Origin of the sequence: Pediococcus ethanolidurans (assembly GCF_964062635.1) — a bacterium.
GTDB classification, from domain to species: Bacteria; Bacillota; Bacilli; order Lactobacillales; family Lactobacillaceae; genus Pediococcus; species Pediococcus ethanolidurans.
Genome location: NZ_OZ061250.1, coordinates 120,899 through 139,095 on the forward strand (window position 1 = coordinate 120,899; position 18,197 = coordinate 139,095).

Genomic DNA, 18,197 nt, shown 5'->3' on the forward strand with positions numbered 1-18,197 from the left:
CAAAAATGAAACAGTTTATCTCAAAAATTAATACCCGAATGGGTTTTTTCTTTCTTTTAGTATTCCTTTTTTGGTTAAAGACACTCCTTGCCTACTTTGCTGATTTTTCACTAGGCGTTTCTGGAATTTTTCAGTGGTTTATCATGCTCATCAATCCACTGGCCATTACATTTTTGCTATTTGGCCTAGCACTTTATGCCAAAAAGGCAAAAATCTTTTATCCGCTAATTTTGTTAATTGACATTGGTAATACAGTGTTACTTTATTTAAACGTCATTTACTATCGCGAGTTTTCGGATTTCATGACCATTAACACAATGTTAGGTTATTCCAAAGTTGACCAGGGACTAAGTGGTAGTTCGTTAGCTTTGACTGAACCTCATGATTTACTATTCTGGTTAGATATTGTCATTATTTTAGTTTTAATGCTTATGCGTAAAATTAAATTTGATCAAAATCCACTGCCAAAACGGTTGGGTTTTCAAGTTACGTCCCTTTCTGTACTTTTATTTGGATTTAATTTAATGTTTGCCGAAATCGATCGACCACAACTAATTACACGAACCTTTGATCGTACTTACATTGTTAAGTATCTGGGAATTGACGCTTTTACAGTTTACGATGGTGCAAAAACTGAACAAACAAGCAAAATGCGTTCTAGTGCAACAAAGAGTGAGCTCAAATCGGTTGAAAAATACGTTCATGGTCATTATGCAAAGAGTAATAAAAAATATTATGGTATTGCCAAAGGAAAAAATGTCATCGTAATTCATTTGGAAAGCTTCCAACAGTTCTTAATTGATGACAAAGTAGAAGGCCAAACTGTTACCCCATTCTTGAATAAGATTTATCACAGTAAGAGCACTTACGCTTTTTCTAACTTCTTTAATCAAGTTGGTCAAGGTAAAACTAGTGACGCAGAAAACATGCTAGAAACTGGCACGTTTGGCCTACCGGAAGGTTCCTTATTTGCCCAACTCGGAACGAATCAAACTTTCCAAGCAGCCCCTGCCATTTTGAATCAAGAACAAGGTTATACTTCGGCTGTCTTTCATGGTAACGTTGCTAGTTTTTGGAATCGAAATAATGTTTACAAAAATATGGGTTATCAATATTTCTTCTCAGCTAGTTATTACGATACATCCGGTGACAAATCAACCGGGTATGGCTTAAAGGATAAGTTACTTTTCAAAGATTCTATTAAGTACCTACAATACCTACAACAGCCTTTTTATGCTAAGTACATTACCGTATCTAATCATTTCCCATTTGATTTGGATAAGGAAGATTCTAGTTTCAAAGTACCAAACACAGGTAATTCATCCGTCAACAATTATTTTAAAACGGCTAACTACCTCGATCAATCCGTCAAAGAATTCTTTACTTTCTTAAAGAAATCAGGACTTTATGCTAATTCCGTAATCATTCTATACGGTGATCACTATGGTATTTCAAATTCTGACAATAAAGACTTGGCAAAAACTTTCAGTCAGGATTCTAGCCATTTCAAATCCTATGGAAGCGACCCGGTTGATAACTGGACTGATTGGGATAACACCCAATTGCAACGCGTACCCTTTATGATTCACATTCCGGGCGTTAAGAATGGGGGTATTCAAAAACAATACGGTGGCGAAATCGATGTTTTGCCAACTCTCTTGCATTTACTCGGAATTAATTCTAAGAAATACATGCAGTTTGGAACAGATCTCTTTTCATCACAACATGATCAGGTGGTTGCCTTTAGAAATCAGAATTATATCACGCCTAACTACACATCAATTAGTGGGACTGTTTATGATAATAATACGGGCCAGGTTGTAACTCCAACTGGATCGCTTAAAAAACAAATCGCTAAGGATCAAAAGAAGGTCAACAAACAACTTGGCATGTCTGATTCCCTGAATGAAAAGAACTTGCTTCGTTTTTACACACCAAAGGGATTCAAAGCTGTTAATTCTCAGCTTTATAACTATGCAAACGGACTAAATAAAGAACTTGCCGTTCAAAAGAAGCTTGGTTTGAAATCTACTTCTATGTACTCAAATAACCGTGATCGTTCTCTAGAAGATTTGTACAAGACCGATGCACCTGAAGCATCCCATTCGAAATCTAAGAACAATCGTATTCAAATTACCAATCCAGATTCCAATTCAGGTAACTAAAAAAAGCCGTACAGATGAAGTGAACCCCCGAGATTGGACAACAATCTCGGGGGTTTTATTATGACTAAATTTAATTTAGAGTTACGAATTTCTATTGTGACACAATATTTAACGGGTATTAGTTCCATTCAATTGGCCAGAAAATACCATATTGCCAACAATGAAACGATTCTCCTATGGGTTCATCGCTTTAATCGTTTTGGCATTGCAGGATTAAAACCGAGACCTATGAACTTGGAATACTCTAGTGAGTTCAAGATAGAAGTATTAAACTGGAAACAACAGCACCAAGCTTCGCTTTCAGAAACAGCACTACACTTCAATCTCTCTTCACCAAGTACTATCTGGCAATGGCAAAGAAAGTTTGATTTAAAGGGACTCAGTGGCCTAAATAGAGTGAGAGGAGATCCAAAGACTATGGCTAAGCATAAGCATAAAAAAGTAACCAAACCCACAACAGCACAAATTCAAGCACGCCACGATAAAGATGAGTTAAAGCAACTCAAGCAAGAAAATAAGATGTTAAGAATCGAGAATGAATTCCTAAAAAAACTCGATGCCTTAGATCACGAAAAATCAGCTCACGCGAAACCGTGACCTTAATTGATGATCTGAGGCGAGTCTTCAAAACGTCGATTAGTTTTATCCTCAAAGCCGTTAAGATACCACGTAGCACGTACTATTACACTAAGCACAGCCAGGGACGAAAATATGATGATGACCAGGTTATCCAAGCCATTGATGAAATTCGCCAAACAGATGCCAAGTATACTCAAAAATACGGTTACCGTCGCATAACGTTAGTTATGCATGAACAGGGATTTAAAGTTAATCACAAACGCGTCCTCCGAATTATGAAGGAACAAGGCTGGACATGTCAGGCCTTTAATAAGCAAACTCGTAAATATAACTCATACAAAGGAGTTGTTGGTAGAATCGCCAAAAACAAGTTACACCGGCGATTCAAGACAGATCGACCATATCAAAAACTTGTCGCCGACGTTAGTGAATTTCGATACGGTCAGATGAGTCAAAGTGAACGAATCTATTTAGAGCCCATCATGGATTTATTTTCGGGTGAAATTTTGGCATTTAACATTAGTGCACATCCAACTCTTGAGTTTGCGTTGAAGCCACTAAAAGAAGCATTAGATGGACTACCTGAGCTTCCTTATCGAACAACGGTACACACAGATCAAGGATTTCAGTACCAACATAAGCAGTGGCAAAAAACGCTTAAAACTCATCATACCTTTCAGAGTATGTCCCGTAAGGCGACTTGCTTAGATAACGCCGCCATGGAATCATTCTTTCATCTCATGAAAGCAGAGATGATGGATGAACACTTCGAAAATCCAGAGAGTCTCGCGCAAGCGATGACTGAATGGATTGAGTTTTATAATAACCGTAGAATCAGGACCAAGCTAAAAGGCAAGTCACCAGTACAATACCGAGAACTTGCCAATCAGTTAGTAGCTTAATTTAGTTGTCCAAACTTGTGGGTTCACTTCAAGAATTTAAAATTTCTGTATGGCTTTTTTAGGTTCAATTATACTTTACATTAGGTTACATTTTATGATGATTATACGTGCTTACAGTTCCATTGATGTACTGTGTAAAGGTCCACGGCGATTAGGATATAGTTCCTTCATAATTGCGCTAACCGCCATTGGTCCTTCCGCAAAAGCTGTTGCAATTAAATCCAGTTTCCCGTCATAATCCACACCATCCCCAATGGCATAAATTAACGGAAGATTTGTTTTCATCTGCCGGTCTACTACAAACAAACGGTGTTGTTGCTCTGGTTGAATCTGCCACCGTCTAATTGTTTTATTATTCGAAATAAAACCGTAATTTACAATGACATCGTCTACTTGCTTTTGTAAAAGATGTTCACCTTTAACTTCTTTCATCGTTAGCAGAAGTTGGTCTTGCATTGGTTCAATTTTTTTTAATAAATAGGGAGTTAATAATTCAACTGCGGATTTTTCAAGTAATTCAACACCATGCTCCATCCCGCGAAACTGATTACGCCGATGCATTAAATAAACATGTTTAGCCACCTTTTGTAACATCAAGGCTGTATCAATAGCAGAATCACCACCACCAGCAATCAGAACTGTTTTATCTTGAAAATGATGGGGATCAGGAATCGTATAAAAAATATGCTTGTCTTCTAGCTCCTGGGCACCTTCAACCGCTAATCGCCGTGGACTAAAAGCCCCAACCCCTGTTGCGGTAATCACTGCCTTTGTTTGATACGTTCCTCGATTGGTTACAACCTGGTAGCCATAAGTTTGTTTGCTAAGGTCGGTTACCGTTTCGTTTAAGCGAACGTCCACTGGTAACTGCATCAATTGTTTGTGCAAATGGTCAATTAAATCATTAGCTTTGATTCCAGTAAAACCGGCGACATCATGAATATATTTTTCTGGATAAAGCGCACTTACTTGACCACCAAGCTGTGCAAGGCTTTCAATGATTTGAACTTTAGCGGTTCTTAAACCACTGTAAAAACCGGCAAACATGCCGGCAGGTCCACCACCAATTATTGTAATGTCATAAATTTCGGACACGTTTTATCCCTCTTTCTTTTTATATGATAACTGTCTAATTTTACCACGATTTTATTTTTTCGTGATTTTAAAAATTAGCCTCAAATAGCACAGATTTTAAATTGTATTTATCCGGTCAATTTCGTATGATTAGAATGTACCGACAATAAAATTTGGGAGGTTTCTCATGGCAACACGCAAAATGATCTTAGATTTAGATACTGGTATCGATGACGCAATGGCCATTGCATACGCAGTAGCTGCGCCAGATGTTGATTTGATTGGAATTGTTTCTTCATACGGCAATGTATTAACGCCATTGTCAGCGCAAAACAGTTTAAAAATTCTCGAATTACTAGGTCAACCAAATGTTCCTGTTTTTCTTGGTGAATCTCATTCTTCGACAACTACTCACTTTGATGTGATGCCAATCAGCGCTCAGATTCATGGAAAAAACGGGATTGGCGAAGTCGACTTACCAATGCCTAAACGTCAACCAGAAACTAAATCGGGCGTAGACTTCTTGATTGAATCCGCCCACACTTTCGGTAAAAATCTTATTGTGGTGCCAACAGGTCCTTTGACTAATCTTGCCAAAGCACTAAAGAAAGCCCCAGAAATTGCAACTGAAATTGGCAGTGTAACTTTAATGGGTGGCGCATTAACCGTTCCCGGTAATGTTTCCCCCGTGGCTGAGGCCAATATAAATCAAGATCCAACCGCTGCCGATCAAGTTTTTGAAAGTAAATTAAATATCACAATGGTAGGTCTCGACGTCACTTTACGGACGTTACTTACCAAAACTGAAACTGCTGAGTGGCGTTCATTACATACCACTTCCGGAGAAAAGTTTGCAGATATTGTTGATTATTACATTGATGTATACAAAATTACTAGTCCTCATTTACATGGCTGTGCCCTCCATGATCCTTTGGCCGTTGGTGTAGCTCTTGATCCTAGTTTAGTTTCAACTTTGGATTTAAACATGTTTGTAGATACCAGCAAAGAAATGTGGGGACGCACAATTGGCGATCCGGTCAAATTAACAGACAAGAATCCTAATGTTTCAGTGGCTTTAACGGTCGATCAAGCTACCTATTTGAAACGGTTTATGAGCTATTTATCTGGGCTATTTGCCAAAAACTAAAAATTAATTTCTTAGGATGTTCAAAATAAAGCTGTGGGAAAAATTTCCCTGCAGCTTTATTTTTTAATTTTTATCAATTGAAGTTTTTTCAAACATCTCAAGTCTTACGACACAAGATTTTTACAAGCCATATGGTAAACTAGATGCAGATAAATTTGGGAGTGAAACATATGGAAATCGTTATTTTAGTTCTGGTTCTTGTAATCGCGGTACTGGTTTCAAATATTATTGCCAGTAAATTCACACAAGTGCCACTTGCCTTTATTGAAATTGCAGTTGGGTTACTTGTCGCTTTCATCGTACCTTATTATCGCCATTACACAATGAATCCAGATCTCTTTATGCTTGTGGTTCTAGCACCCTTAATGTTTTATGAAGGATTAAATACAAATATGCGTGTTTTACGCCGATCCTTTTCAACTACGCTCTCATTGGCGGTAGGTCTGGCTTTAGTTACCGTCAGTATTGTCGGAGTTACCGCCCATTTGACCTTAACTGAACTGGCTTTGCCGCTGGCTTTTGCCTTAGCGGCCATAATTACCCCCACAGATGCCGTTGCTGTTTCATCGGTTACCGCAAATATCGCGATGCCAGAAGAGGCCATGCAAACTTTAAAAAACGAATCACTTTTTAACGATGCATCTGGAATTGTCATCTTTGATTTAGCTTTACAGGACTTTACAACGGGAAAATTCTCGTTTACCTTTGGTTTTTTTGATTTTACATACGTTTTTTTGGGCGGTCTGTTACTGGGAATGATTTTAGGCAGCCTGTTAGTTTCCTTAAGAACCTTTTTAATCAGTCATCGGATGGACAACTCTTCCGTAATTGTCACCTTAGGTATTCTTACACCATTTTTCGTTTATTTTGTTGCTGAATTAGCTCATGTTTCTGGTATTTTGGCTGTGGTGGCGGCAGGACTTGTTCACGGCGTGCAGGAAGGCCGTTTACGACTCACTTCAACAAAGATACAGGAGTTAGCAATACTACCTGGGAAGTCCTCTCAGACAATCTGAATGGTTTTGTATTTGTCCTGTTAGGTGTCTCTTTACCTACCGTTATTTCAGATATTTCCTACCGAAATAATACTTTCTTGCTTTTCTTAATCGGTTTAAGCATTTTACTTTATGCGTTGATGACAATTCTACGTTACTTGTGGCTACGTTTAGGATTAGCCACAATTCGGGTACGTCCAGAATATAAGAATACCAATTGCTGGATCATTGCCCTGAGTGGCATTCATGGAACTGTAACGTTGGCGATGGCCTTTTCGTTGCCATTAATGTTACACGGCGTAACTTTTCCTTATCGAAACGATTTGTTGTTTATTGCTAGTGTTGTGATTGTTTTAAGCATGTTGGTTCCTTCATTGATTCTACCGGCACTACTTCCTCGCCAAAAGGAACCGTTTTTACGTGAGGATGCCAACGCAGCTCGTAAAGAAATGATTAACTATGCGGTTAAAAAAATGACCGAATTAAACGAAGATCCTTTAGAAACGCAGGCCGTTATTGCAACTCTGCATAGTCAAAATCGGCCTGAGAAAATTAAAAATCGTCGCATTTTAAAGCAACTGTTTGCGCAAACACGAGATGTTGAAAATGAAGTTTTAGATGAGATGGTATCAAACGACGAAATTTCGGAAAAGGATCGTCGTTTGTACCAACGAACGATGTTGACGCGTGACTTTCATTCTGATAATAGTATTTTGCGTGGACTTTGGTTGCAGTTGTCCTATCGTTTTGTTTACTTTTTCAAACGGTTGATTCACGGAAGAAAAATTAGACAGAATCAGCAACGGATTAGGCATAATCCTAAATTGATGAAAAAGTTCAAGAGCAAACATGATACGCTGGTTGAAATTGAGGACCGAACTACGCAGCAGGTGTTCAAGTATTTAAAGAGTCCTATGGTAAATAAGGAAAGTCATACGGATATTTCGATTGTGCAGCGTTATTACCGTGAGCGTCATCGTCGTTATCAGAACAATTCAAACAGTAATGAGATTCAAGAGGAATTGTTTATTAAGGCGTTTCAGTTTGAATATAACTTTGTGCAAAACCAACTGAGTGAAAATAAATTGACGCGTGAGTTGGCGACGGCATTGTATGAACAGATTTCAAATGACGAATTAATTTATATGCAAAATGACGAAATTTATGATTAAAAGAGTGTTACACAAGACGAATAGCTTTTGAGCATTAACGGAAATACCCCAATGATTCGTACTTGGAATCGTTGGGGTATTTGTGTTAAGCGGAGAAAGCTGTCTTGTGTAACACGTTTCCGCTATAAAAATAGAATGTGATCCCTTTCATTATTTTCAATTGAAATTAGCAGGTTCATGTCCTGAAGAACCTGCTTTTCTTGATCCATTCCCACTATAAAAATAAAATGTGATCCACCCCATTATTTCCAGTTGAACTTACAACGTACACACACCCCAAAAAGCTGCTTTTCTTAGCCCACTTCACTCATAAAACCAAAAAAATGATGTCAGAAAGCCACCTTCCCGACATCATTTTTTAGTTTCAAACGCTCACTTACTAAATTAGTTTACATACTTTGTTAAAAATTTCTTAACTGTTCGTTGATACAGTTTTGGATTAGTTGCCATTGACTTGGCATGTGTGGCTCCTTTAACAATCAGTAATTGCTTAGGTCCCTTATCTGCCTTATACAGTGGATAAACCATCCTCGTTGGTACAAACGTATCTTTATTTCCATGGATAAACAACATTGGTTTTTTATTCTTCGCAACCTGTTTTAAAGCACTGGCTTCTTTGAAATTATAACCAGCACGAATTTGTGTAATGGCGCTTACCGATGGAACCAGCGGCCAGTATGGTAGATGATACATATTTTTGGCTTCGTACGTAATTTCATCATTGACCGACGTATAACCGCAATCCTCGACATAGGCTTTAAGTTGCTTGGGAACATCCTTTTCACCACTAACCATCATGGTCGTTGCGCCACCCATGCTAACCCCATACATCACCAATTGTTGATTTTGTCCTTCACGCTTGAGTAACAGCTTCATCCATTTAATATAATCCAATCGATCAGGCCAGCCAAAACCGATATAATTTCCTTGACTAGCTCCTTGACCACGGTCATCAGGAACTAAAACATTGTAGCCCATTTTATGAAACATGGCCGCAGATGCTCCCATTTTTGTTTTATTGTCCATAAATCCATGAGCAATAACAGCCGTTTTATTACTTTTATGAGCAGCTGGAATATAATAAGCATCTAATCTTAAGTTATCCGTTGCTGAGGTTTCGTGCCAGGTTTGCTTATGCACATTCTGATACCAAAGCTTTTCTTTATAAAGAGGATCACTCTTTTTTAAGGTTGCCGATCCACTCAAAAAATCTTTATGACCAGGCACAACTGCTACATGATAAAAATACGAGGCTGCCCCAATATCCGCTACAACCAAAATTGCAAAAATAATGAGAAGCCATTTCCAAAACTTTTTCAAAATTCTCATCCCTTATCACTCGATTTAAAAAGTATACAGCTTTTTATCAGATAAAAAATGTTTTCTCAATGATTAACCTTATTGGTTCATCGTCAAAATAGCAATTAGTCCCATCAGTCTCAATATTGAAGCGTTTATCTCAATCTTCTCGTTTAGTTGTGACAAATAAAGTAAAATGTCCCACCAAAACTCAAAAAAGACAAACAGAATGCGCCTAACAGTCTGTGGTTATGATAAAATTGAGATAACAGAAAGGGAGTAATCACATGTTTCCTGAAAGACTTCGTGCACTCCGCCATGGTCAAAACATCACCTTGGAAGAATTAGCGGCGGATTTAAATAAACAATATCCTGGACCAGCTGAAAAAGCGAACACCTCTTCTCAAATTGGTAATTGGGAACGTGGCGTTCGTACCCCTTCGTTTGTGGAGGTTCGCAAACTCGCAGAATATTTTGATGTCACAATGGATTACCTCAGTGGTAAGGCCGATCATGATGAATATGATCTAAGCAAATTATTCTTATCTGGCAAACAACTATCATTCAGTCATAAAGTGTTAACCAGTGAAGATCGTTACGAGCTGTTTCAATTAATGGATGGTTATCTTCATGGTAAAAACCGACGTACAACCCATGATGCTAATGATCAACAAGAAGAATTAGACTTGGGACTCGATGATAACAAAAAGTAACTTATCAAGTTAAACGGGTGAATATTTTGAATCAAAAAAAATTAAAGCAACTTCGCAAACAAGTTCATGATAAAAATAAGAAAACTTTCACAGAAGATTATCTTGAACAAATTAAGAAATATGAGCGCCTATTTCAAGAATTCCCTCAAATGACCTTTTTAACTCATAATATTATTGAGAGTGCGCGTTTGATTTCTCAAGGACTGTTACCACAGTCGCTGCCATTACTTCAAATTCCTGATACTTTTCAAGACGAATTGTTTCAATCCATTCTAAAAAAGTATCCCATGGGAAATCCTAAGGGTGATGAATTATGGAATACCTATTCTCAGGCTTTACCCAAATTTGATAAATTACTACGATCCTACCGCGATTATCTAGAAGAACATTACGGAATGTGGGCCTATATTTCTGCTCCTTTTATTAAAGATCTGGCTGGCTTTTTGAACAATGAACCAACCTTAGAAGTTATGGCTGGCAATGGCTATATCTCTGCCGGACTTCGTAATTACGATCAAACACTAATGACAACCGACAGCAAAGGCTGGACACAGGAAAATGAAACTGGTAAACACACATTAACCGAAATTGAGCCTTTAGACGCACTGGCTGCTTGGGACAAATATCATGATGTCGTAAAATATGTCATCATGTCTTGGTCTCCTGATGGTATTCCGGTAGATTGGCAACTTTTACAAAAAATGCGCCAGACTGATCCTAAAGTTATCCTAATTTGTATTGGTGAAAAGTTTGGTAGTTCTGGCAGTCAACAGTTCTGGCAGCACGCTAACTATATTGACCCAGAGAATACAAAAAAACTCAACCAACATTTTACCCATTTTGATTTAGTTCATGATCGAGTTTATCTTATTCAGTAAAAAAGCAACGAAAAAAGGTTGAAGCAAAATTGCTTCAACCTTTTTTAAACGGTACTTGATTGCTCAAATAGATCTTGCACGGTTCACACATGTTTGATCAGATGTTCCACAAAATCCGGTGGAAAAGACACATCCCGTTTCAAGAAAATCACTAGTCACTCGAAAGTGAAACAACCTAAGTTGCCTGATTATACTCGACTCATCGCATAAATTCATATTAACACGTTTCTATGGCAATTACCAATCACCTCACTAGTCATTTAGATCAATTCATTATATGATGAAGGTAGTTTTTACAGAAATGGAGTTCCACTATGCTAAATTTAGTCATTGATTTTTTTATTCATCCACTCAGTTACATCGTTCCTATCGCAGATCAAATGAACGGGTGGATTTATTTAATTTTGTTTATTTGGATCTTTTTAGAAACTGCCTTTGTTATTTTTTCATTTTTGCCGGGACAATCTGTACTCTTCCTAACGAGTACAATAGCCGCTAGTCCCCACTCAAAGTTAAACTTAATTGCTTTATTTGTGGTGTTTTTGATTGCCGCAACCACTGGCTCTGTACTCAAGTTTCATCAAGGTAAAAAATTTGGCAAACATTCTAAAATAACTAAAGAAATTCAATCCTCTGATCAAATGGAAAAAACACAGGCTTTCTTCGATCGTAATGAAAAAAGCTCTCTTTTATTATCCCGCTTTATTCCATTTATCGGTTTGTTTGTTCCCATCATTGCGGGAAATTCCCAAATGAGTTTTCAACGATTTAATAAGTTAAACTTTTTAGGTGCTCTAATTTGGGTAGGTGCCTGTTGTTTAGCGGGTTATTACTTAGGTTCAACTGCTTTTGTCCAAAAATATTTCACACTTATTTTCTTCTTATTAGCTATCTCACCCATTTTAACAAAACAACTTTCTAAACTTGTTTCTCGTAAATAATTGGCAGCCTAATTTTTATTTTCGTGGTAGTCTAAGCTCCCAAACACGCCAACCAATTAAAATCACCACATAAAACAAAGTGACACTAATAATTGTTCCCCAACTCAAAAAATTGATTCTTGTAAAGATGTAGCCAATCAATCGGTACAAAACAAGCACCACAAAAAGGCTGGCGATACTTATGCCAGCATCTTGATACCATTTTCGTTTTTGCATCAAGAACACGCGAATTTTATTTTTCATTTTTACGCCCTCAGTGAATGACAACCTTGGTTCCTTCCTTAATGTTTGTGTAAAGCCATTTTGCATCTGGTACTGAAAGACGCACACAACCATGCGAGTTAGCTTCTTTACCTAGTTTATTTGCCTCTTTGATAAGAAACTGTCCCTGCTCATTCGTAGGTACCGAATGGAATAGATAAACGCCATGATCCTTCCAAGAAACAAAATACTTAGCTCCTTCTTTGGATTCGGCATTGTAAAAGAATTTTCCTCGTTCGGCCTGAATGTGATAAGTACCTGTAGGCGTTGAATTTTTAGCTCCTGTGGAAGCATACATGGTATACAATCGTGTTTGGTTATTCATCACATATACCCGCTGTTTTGCAATTGAAACGTGCAACCAAATATGTGCATATTTAGTCAAATCTGGATAAGCCTTAACTTCTGAAGATTTTTTCCAATTGATTGCTCGCATATAAGCTGGTCGTTTCGATACTTTTTTCTTCGCCTTCGTTTTCTTTTCCTTAGGTAAATTTGAAACTGTTACTTGGCTTGGATCTTGTTTTTTCACTTTGCTAGCGGCTGGATGGAATCGCAAGCTAATTAAAAAGACAGCCAAAAACAAAACCCCAGCCACTGCTAACATTTTAGTTAAACGACTCATAGACAACCTCTACTTTTATTTTTCCTTTTTAGTATCGAGCTTTTCAAACTGCAATAGCACCCAATCTGCAATATTTTGATAAACGTCAGCGTCTCCTGCCAGAAAATCATCGACACTGCCCATTAAATCAATCCGTAAATGTGAAGCATTAATGTCTTCCGCTTCAAAAATTGCGTACAACTTCACATCATAATCCTTGTCCGCTTCCGTTAACTGTTCAATCTTATTCGGATAACTAAACGGTAAATTGATAATGTTTGTTTGAAATTTTAAAACAACTTCTTTTCTGATTGACACATCTGCTTCAACAACTGCAGTATCTTTCAAGGTTGTTTGTAAATAACCAAAGACAGATTTCAAGGCACTTTTAGGATCTTTTTTTAATTTTGTACTCGTAATTTTAAAAGTTTCTGGTGCAAAATTATCATCACGAATTATTTCTAATAAATCACTGGACTTAATCTTCATAATTTTCACTCCTAAATTGGTTAAAGCTTACTTACCTAGTCTAACATCTGAATGAAAAGTTACAAATTACATTTTATTTAAGTTTATTATCAAAAACACGGTATCTAGGCGTTTTGAACTGTTTTAATTTTTGAAAATATGCAAAAATAAATAATGAAACGTTTAGTATGTCCCCAAAATGTCCCCAAGACTAAAATGAATAAAAGCCTCACCAGAATTAATCTGATGAAGTTATTTTATTTGATCCATTTAGAATAAATTAAGTAAATTGCATATACACACCTTATTGAGAGTATAAAATAGTTTGTGTAAATAAATAAAATCCTATTGAAAAGGGAATCCCTTCCCCGTATGATTAAATCGTCAAACCAAACCAAAACGGAGGGATTCCCCATGGAACAGTTTACCAAAGATTTAACCAAAACTCTATTATCAAATGGCGATGTTAAAGAACTTTTTCGCCAACAACTTGAAAAAGCTATTAATCAAATCTTACAAGCTGAGTTAACTTCGTTACTCGGTTATGATCCTTATGAACGTAATGGTTTTAAGGCTAACAATTATCGGAATGGTCAATACTTTCGGTTAATTGATTCCGAATATGGTAAGTTGAAAATTGCTGTGCCGCGTGACCGACAAGGCAAGTTTCATAATCATTTACTTCCAGCTTATTCTCGTCGTCAAGATGCTTTAGAAACTACAATTATTCAACTTTACTCTAAAGGTGTTACCACTCGTGAAATCGCTGATTTGATTGAGAAAATGTATGGTTCTTATTATTCAGCTACAACTGTTTCTAACATTACTGCTCAAGTAACTGAGCAGATTGAAGCTTTTCATCAACGAACCATTAAAGCAAACTATGTTTGCTTATTCTTAGATGCAACTTATTTACCTTTGCGTCGTGACACAGTTCAAAGAGAAGCGGTTTATATTGCCTTAGGAATTACACCCACTGGAATTAAGGAAGTTCTTGATTATCGCATTGCACCCAGTGAAAATGCTGAAGTCTGGTCGGAAATGGCAGCAGATCTTAAGCAGCGAGGGCTTAAACAGGTTCAATTAATTATTGCGGACGGAATGGTCGGACTTCAACCAGCGCTGTTACATGCTTTTCCTAAAGCAAAATTTCAAAGATGTTTAGTTCATGTTATGCGTAATATTAGTACACATGTCCGTTTAAAAGACCGTGAGGTCATTTTAAATGATTTCAAACAGCTTCATTCGGTAACTAATAAAACTGAAGCTCATAAAATGCTTGCCGATTTTTATAGTACTTGGGAAAAGCAATACACAAATCTGATTAGTCACATTAGGTCAATTGAAAAGGAATTATTAGCTTTTTTGGCTTTTCCAGCCGCAATACGCCCAACCATTTATTCAACAAATATTATAGAATCGCTAAATAAAAAGATTAAACGCAAGACTAAAGCAAAAGAACAGTTTCCCAATGAAAAATCATTAGACAATTTCATTGGAGTGCAAGTAATTAGTTACAACGAAAAGAACTTTAATCGAATTCATCGTGGATTCGGACAAGTTAAGGATACATTAGAATCACTTTTCGACTGAAAAGATTTAATTTTATGGAGAAAGGGCAATCCCTTTTTACACAAACTTCTTGACACTCCCACCTTATTTATGAAATAAACTAGTATTCAAAGTAATTAAATACTAGTTTTTAAAAAATTATCAATATCTATTAAAATGGTGTGAGATATTATTTTGATACATGTTATAAAATATAACATAAAGTATTGACTTCAATCATGCACTTCATTTACTCTCTTTTTATAGAGAGGAAGAAAATATTATGAACGTTACTAACACTTTATTTTTAATTATATCTAGTATATTAGTCCTATTTATGACTACTGGCCTTGCCTTTTTTTATGGCGGCTTAGTGTCACAAAAAAATGTTGTTAACACAATGTTATCTGTATTTGTCATGACGGGAATTGCAATTATTCTCTGGATATCAGTTGGATACAGTTTATCCTTTGAAGGGAACATTTATGGAATCATTGGGAACTTACATAATTTCTTTATGAATAATATACGTATGGGATCTTTAAATGACCAAAAAATTCCGACTATGGTTTTTTCTGGCTTTGAAATGACATTTGCTATTATTACACCAGCATTATTTGTTGGATCAATTGTTGGTAGAATTAAATTTAACTTCCTGTTAAGCTTTTTAATTCTTTGGTCAGTATTGATTTACTATCCAATGGTTCATTTAGTTTGGAGTTCACAAGGACTTTTAGCAGGGCTTGGAATTTTAGACTTTGCTGGTGGAACTGTTGTTCATATCAATGCCGGTATTACGGGATTGATTCTATCAGCTGTTCTTGGAAAAAGAATTAAGCCTTCTAATACCCATTACAGTTTGCCTTGGGTTCTGATTGGTACCGTAATTCTTTGGATTGGTTGGTATGGATTCAATTCTGGTTCAGCATTAGGCATTAGTAATATTGCTGTCCAAGCAGCTATGACAACTACAGTCTCAACTGGTTCTGCAATGGTTACCTGGATGATTCTAGATATGATTATTTCAGGAAAACCAAATTTGGTTGGTGTTTGTACCGGTACTCTCTGCGGACTGGTTGGAATTACACCAGCTTGTGGATTTGTAACGCTTGCTGGTTCTTTCTGGATTGGTATTTTTTCTACCTTGTCCAGTTATATTTTTATTCATTATTTCAAAGACAAAATTGGTATAGACGATACACTTGATGTTTTTGGTTGCCATGGTATTAGCGGTATCACTGGTAGCATTTTAGTTGGATTATTTGCTACTAAATATGTAAATCCTATCATATCTCATAATGGTCTCTTCTATGGTGGAGGGTGGTACCAAGTAGGTATTCAAGTATTAACTACCGTAATAACAATTATTTTTGTCTCTGCTATGACATTTATTATCATTAAGGTCCTCTGCTTATTTATACCGATGCGTGTTGAACCTAAGGAAGAAAAGATAGGATTGGACAAAAGTGAACAAGATGAGGAAGCAGATTATACTGTAAACATCAGTAATCAATTGGCTAATTCTCATTCATATGTAAGTATGCATAAACCAGATCAAAGGGATCGATAATTAAAGGACACAATTTAAAAGATGCTTATTAGTAAATATTAAGCTGCTGAGCCATACTACATGTTAACGAAAATAAAAAGCCCCACCACCAATCAAGGCGATGAGGCTTTATAAATTAAATAACAAACCTATCAGTTAAAACATAAAAGAATTATTTTATTTAATACGAATTCTTTGACCAACATAAATCAAGTTAGCATTTCTGATGCCATTTAATGATTTAAGTTTGGCTATTATGGTGTCATACTTAACCGCAATGTAAGAAAGTGTATTGCCAGATTTAACTGTGTAATAAACTTTAGTCGTGGCTTTTGCTGCAGCTCCAGAAACCTTCAAGCGTTCGCCAACGTAGATATAGTTAACGTTAGCAAGCTTGTTAAGAGATTTAATCTTAGCGGTAGTTGTGCCATATTTGGCGGCAATAGCACTTACCGTATCTCCACGTTTAACCGTGTAATAGGCAGCCTTAGCTTTAGCTTTCTTGGTAGTAGTCTTTTTAGTAGTGGTCTTTACAGAGACATAACTCTTCAAAGACTTATTGGAACTGGTATAAACGCCATTAGCCGTCTTAAATACCCAAAAACGACCATTGAAATAGGTGTTGCCTCGGAGGACAGTACCCTTCTTGTGGTACCATTTCTTGCCGGTTAAGTTAGGCTTGCTATAGCTATAACCATTGGTTTTAAACTTAAGGGCTTTAACACTCTTAGCGTTATAGTAAGAATTAATATCTTGAGCTAAAGCCCAACCAACTGCTTTACCATTCCGGTATAATAGCACCGCCTCATTAGACTTAGAGTACGTAACCTTTTGAGTGGATTGTACTCGGTAAGTTGGACTCTTTGCAGAGGCCGGAATCTTAGTACGAGGATTGTACCAGTGAGTAGCTGACTTCTTAATCATAACCTGCCAGTTCTTTTTAATTCCACCATACTTATATACCTTAGTCGATTGCTTAGACGCGTTAGTTGAACCAATCCACCATGACAACGGCTTTTTCTGCCACATCAAAGTAGATGAATCAGTTGACTTACTTAGTGCCGAGAAATAATGGGCATCAGTATTCTGCCACAGCAAGTAATTTTGTGGGCTAGGAACACTAGAAGTGTATGCCGCTAGCCAATAAGCATCATATGATTTATAAGCCGTTGGCACGTACTTAGTTTGGAATGAACGGTAACTGTAGAACACAATATGCTTATTGGTTAAACTGTTCATTTCTGTGTACCAAGACTTAGTAGCATTATTGTAACTAGCTGCCGAGGTCGTTAGAGCTTCGGCATCATTAACGTAGAATAGTGCCGACTTGGAACGGTTATATAAATCTTTGGCTTCCTTTTTCGCATCGCTTGCACTGGTATATTGACTAAACGAATAGACGCCATATGGTACCTTGTACTTAGTCATTAACGCCGCATTGTGAGCAAACGTCTTATCACGGTAGTTGCTACCGTACTGCACTCGCAAAATAACAAATGATACTTGTGATTTGAGTTTCTGGACTTGACTAGCCGTGAAATTTCCTTGCCATTCAGAAAAGTCGCCAACTGGTTTTGGCACAGTTGATGCTTTGGAATTTAGTCCAAAAGAAAAAGCCGCTAAAAAAGTGACCCCAACGAGAAACATTTTATTTACTAAAGAAGAACTTAAAAAATATAACAAAAAACATCGGCCTAACCGAAATTAGTCCGATGCCCAAAATTAATGGTGGTATCTGTATCACCATTACCAATGTACTTATATTGTAACCGCCTTCTTCTAAAAAATCTAGTATAATGCTTAGAAATTATGTATCCCTAAAAATATTATTGTTGGCCGAATACTGCGTATAAATTCAAATTTTTATAAAAGTATGGTTATTAAAAATTGAAAACACAA

At 36.8% G+C, this 18,197-nt stretch carries 17 protein-coding genes; 11 read left to right on the forward strand and 6 right to left on the reverse strand.

From position 1 onward, the window contains the following. Positions 1-5 precede the first annotated feature (5 nt). From AB3219_RS00580 to AB3219_RS00590, 3 genes are read left to right on the forward strand one after another with little or no spacing between them, the layout of a single operon-like run. Complete coding sequence (locus tag AB3219_RS00580) at positions 6-2,165, forward strand: LTA synthase family protein (RefSeq protein ID WP_263794668.1); 2,160 nt, start codon at positions 6-8, stop codon at positions 2,163-2,165. A 60-nt stretch (positions 2,166-2,225) separates the two neighbouring features. Beyond that, positions 2,226-2,762, forward strand: a complete 537-nt coding sequence (locus AB3219_RS00585; protein ID WP_003645712.1) for a helix-turn-helix domain-containing protein — start codon at positions 2,226-2,228, stop codon at positions 2,760-2,762. Further along, positions 2,759-3,646: an IS3 family transposase gene (locus AB3219_RS00590; protein ID WP_012390893.1), complete on the forward strand. Its 888-nt coding sequence runs from the start codon at positions 2,759-2,761 to the stop codon at positions 3,644-3,646. Before AB3219_RS00585 ends, AB3219_RS00590 begins: the two co-directional genes overlap by 4 nt. 111 nt (positions 3,647-3,757) lie before the next feature. Here AB3219_RS00590 and AB3219_RS00595 read toward each other — a convergent pair whose 3' ends face one another. Next, entirely contained in the window at positions 3,758-4,741 is a 984-nt protein-coding gene (locus AB3219_RS00595; protein WP_263794926.1) for an NAD(P)/FAD-dependent oxidoreductase, read from the reverse strand. 166 nt (positions 4,742-4,907) lie between these two features. Here AB3219_RS00595 and AB3219_RS00600 point away from each other — a divergent pair, with 166 nt between their 5' ends. The 3 genes from AB3219_RS00600 to AB3219_RS00610 all read left to right on the forward strand — a co-directional run bounded on the left by AB3219_RS00600 (position 4,908) and on the right by AB3219_RS00610 (position 8,034). After that, positions 4,908-5,867: a nucleoside hydrolase gene (locus AB3219_RS00600; protein WP_263794927.1), complete on the forward strand. Its 960-nt coding sequence runs from the start codon at positions 4,908-4,910 to the stop codon at positions 5,865-5,867. Positions 5,868-6,037: 170 nt separating this feature from the next. Continuing rightward, complete coding sequence (locus AB3219_RS00605) at positions 6,038-6,883, forward strand: cation:proton antiporter (RefSeq protein WP_367369232.1); 846 nt, start codon at positions 6,038-6,040, stop codon at positions 6,881-6,883. 119 nt (positions 6,884-7,002) lie between these two features. Next, complete coding sequence (locus AB3219_RS00610; protein WP_367369233.1) at positions 7,003-8,034, forward strand: hypothetical protein; 1,032 nt, start codon at positions 7,003-7,005, stop codon at positions 8,032-8,034. Between the two features lie 384 nt (positions 8,035-8,418). On the opposite strand, the gene AB3219_RS00615 is transcribed toward AB3219_RS00610, so the two are convergent. Then, entirely contained in the window at positions 8,419-9,363 is a 945-nt protein-coding gene (locus AB3219_RS00615; RefSeq protein ID WP_301554196.1) for an alpha/beta hydrolase, read from the reverse strand. Between the two features lie 257 nt (positions 9,364-9,620). On the opposite strand from AB3219_RS00615, the gene AB3219_RS00620 reads away from it, so the two are divergent. The 3 genes from AB3219_RS00620 to AB3219_RS00630 all read left to right on the forward strand — a co-directional run bounded on the left by AB3219_RS00620 (position 9,621) and on the right by AB3219_RS00630 (position 11,865). After that, a complete protein-coding gene (locus AB3219_RS00620) occupies positions 9,621-10,046 on the forward strand; it encodes a helix-turn-helix domain-containing protein (RefSeq protein WP_057805909.1) in 426 nt (141 codons plus the stop codon). Positions 10,047-10,072: 26 nt separating this feature from the next. Continuing rightward, positions 10,073-10,924: an SAM-dependent methyltransferase gene (locus AB3219_RS00625; protein WP_263794929.1), complete on the forward strand. Its 852-nt coding sequence runs from the start codon at positions 10,073-10,075 to the stop codon at positions 10,922-10,924. Positions 10,925-11,238: 314 nt separating this feature from the next. Further along, complete coding sequence (locus tag AB3219_RS00630) at positions 11,239-11,865, forward strand: DedA family protein (protein WP_216753689.1); 627 nt, start codon at positions 11,239-11,241, stop codon at positions 11,863-11,865. Positions 11,866-11,880: 15 nt separating this feature from the next. Here the strand turns inward: AB3219_RS00630 and AB3219_RS00635 are convergent, their stop codons facing one another. Genes AB3219_RS00635 through AB3219_RS00645 form a run of 3 tightly spaced genes read right to left on the reverse strand, consistent with a single transcriptional unit; the run spans position 11,881 to position 13,219 of the window. After that, positions 11,881-12,108, reverse strand: a complete 228-nt coding sequence (locus AB3219_RS00635) for a hypothetical protein (protein ID WP_143053164.1) — start codon at positions 12,106-12,108, stop codon at positions 11,881-11,883. A gap of 10 nt (positions 12,109-12,118) precedes the next feature. Further along, positions 12,119-12,751 (reverse strand): L,D-transpeptidase, encoded by a 633-nt coding sequence (locus AB3219_RS00640; protein ID WP_216753690.1) that lies wholly within the window; start codon positions 12,749-12,751, stop codon positions 12,119-12,121. A gap of 15 nt (positions 12,752-12,766) precedes the next feature. After that, positions 12,767-13,219: a hypothetical protein gene (locus AB3219_RS00645; RefSeq protein ID WP_216753691.1), complete on the reverse strand. Its 453-nt coding sequence runs from the start codon at positions 13,217-13,219 to the stop codon at positions 12,767-12,769. A 393-nt stretch (positions 13,220-13,612) separates the two neighbouring features. Between AB3219_RS00645 and AB3219_RS00650 the strand changes: the two genes are divergently transcribed. Both AB3219_RS00650 and AB3219_RS00655 read left to right on the forward strand, forming a co-directional pair. Further along, positions 13,613-14,791, forward strand: a complete 1,179-nt coding sequence (locus AB3219_RS00650; protein ID WP_057785074.1) for an IS256 family transposase — start codon at positions 13,613-13,615, stop codon at positions 14,789-14,791. Between the two features lie 241 nt (positions 14,792-15,032). After that, the gene (locus tag AB3219_RS00655) at positions 15,033-16,319 is read left to right on the forward strand and encodes an ammonium transporter (RefSeq protein ID WP_216763095.1); all 1,287 of its coding nucleotides are present in this window, start codon (positions 15,033-15,035) and stop codon (positions 16,317-16,319) included. Positions 16,320-16,475: 156 nt separating this feature from the next. On the opposite strand, the gene AB3219_RS00660 is transcribed toward AB3219_RS00655, so the two are convergent. Then, on the reverse strand, positions 16,476-17,879 hold the full coding sequence (locus AB3219_RS00660) for a LysM peptidoglycan-binding domain-containing protein (protein ID WP_367369234.1): 1,404 nt from the start codon (positions 17,877-17,879) through the stop codon (positions 16,476-16,478). Positions 17,880-18,197: the final 318 nt, after the last annotated feature.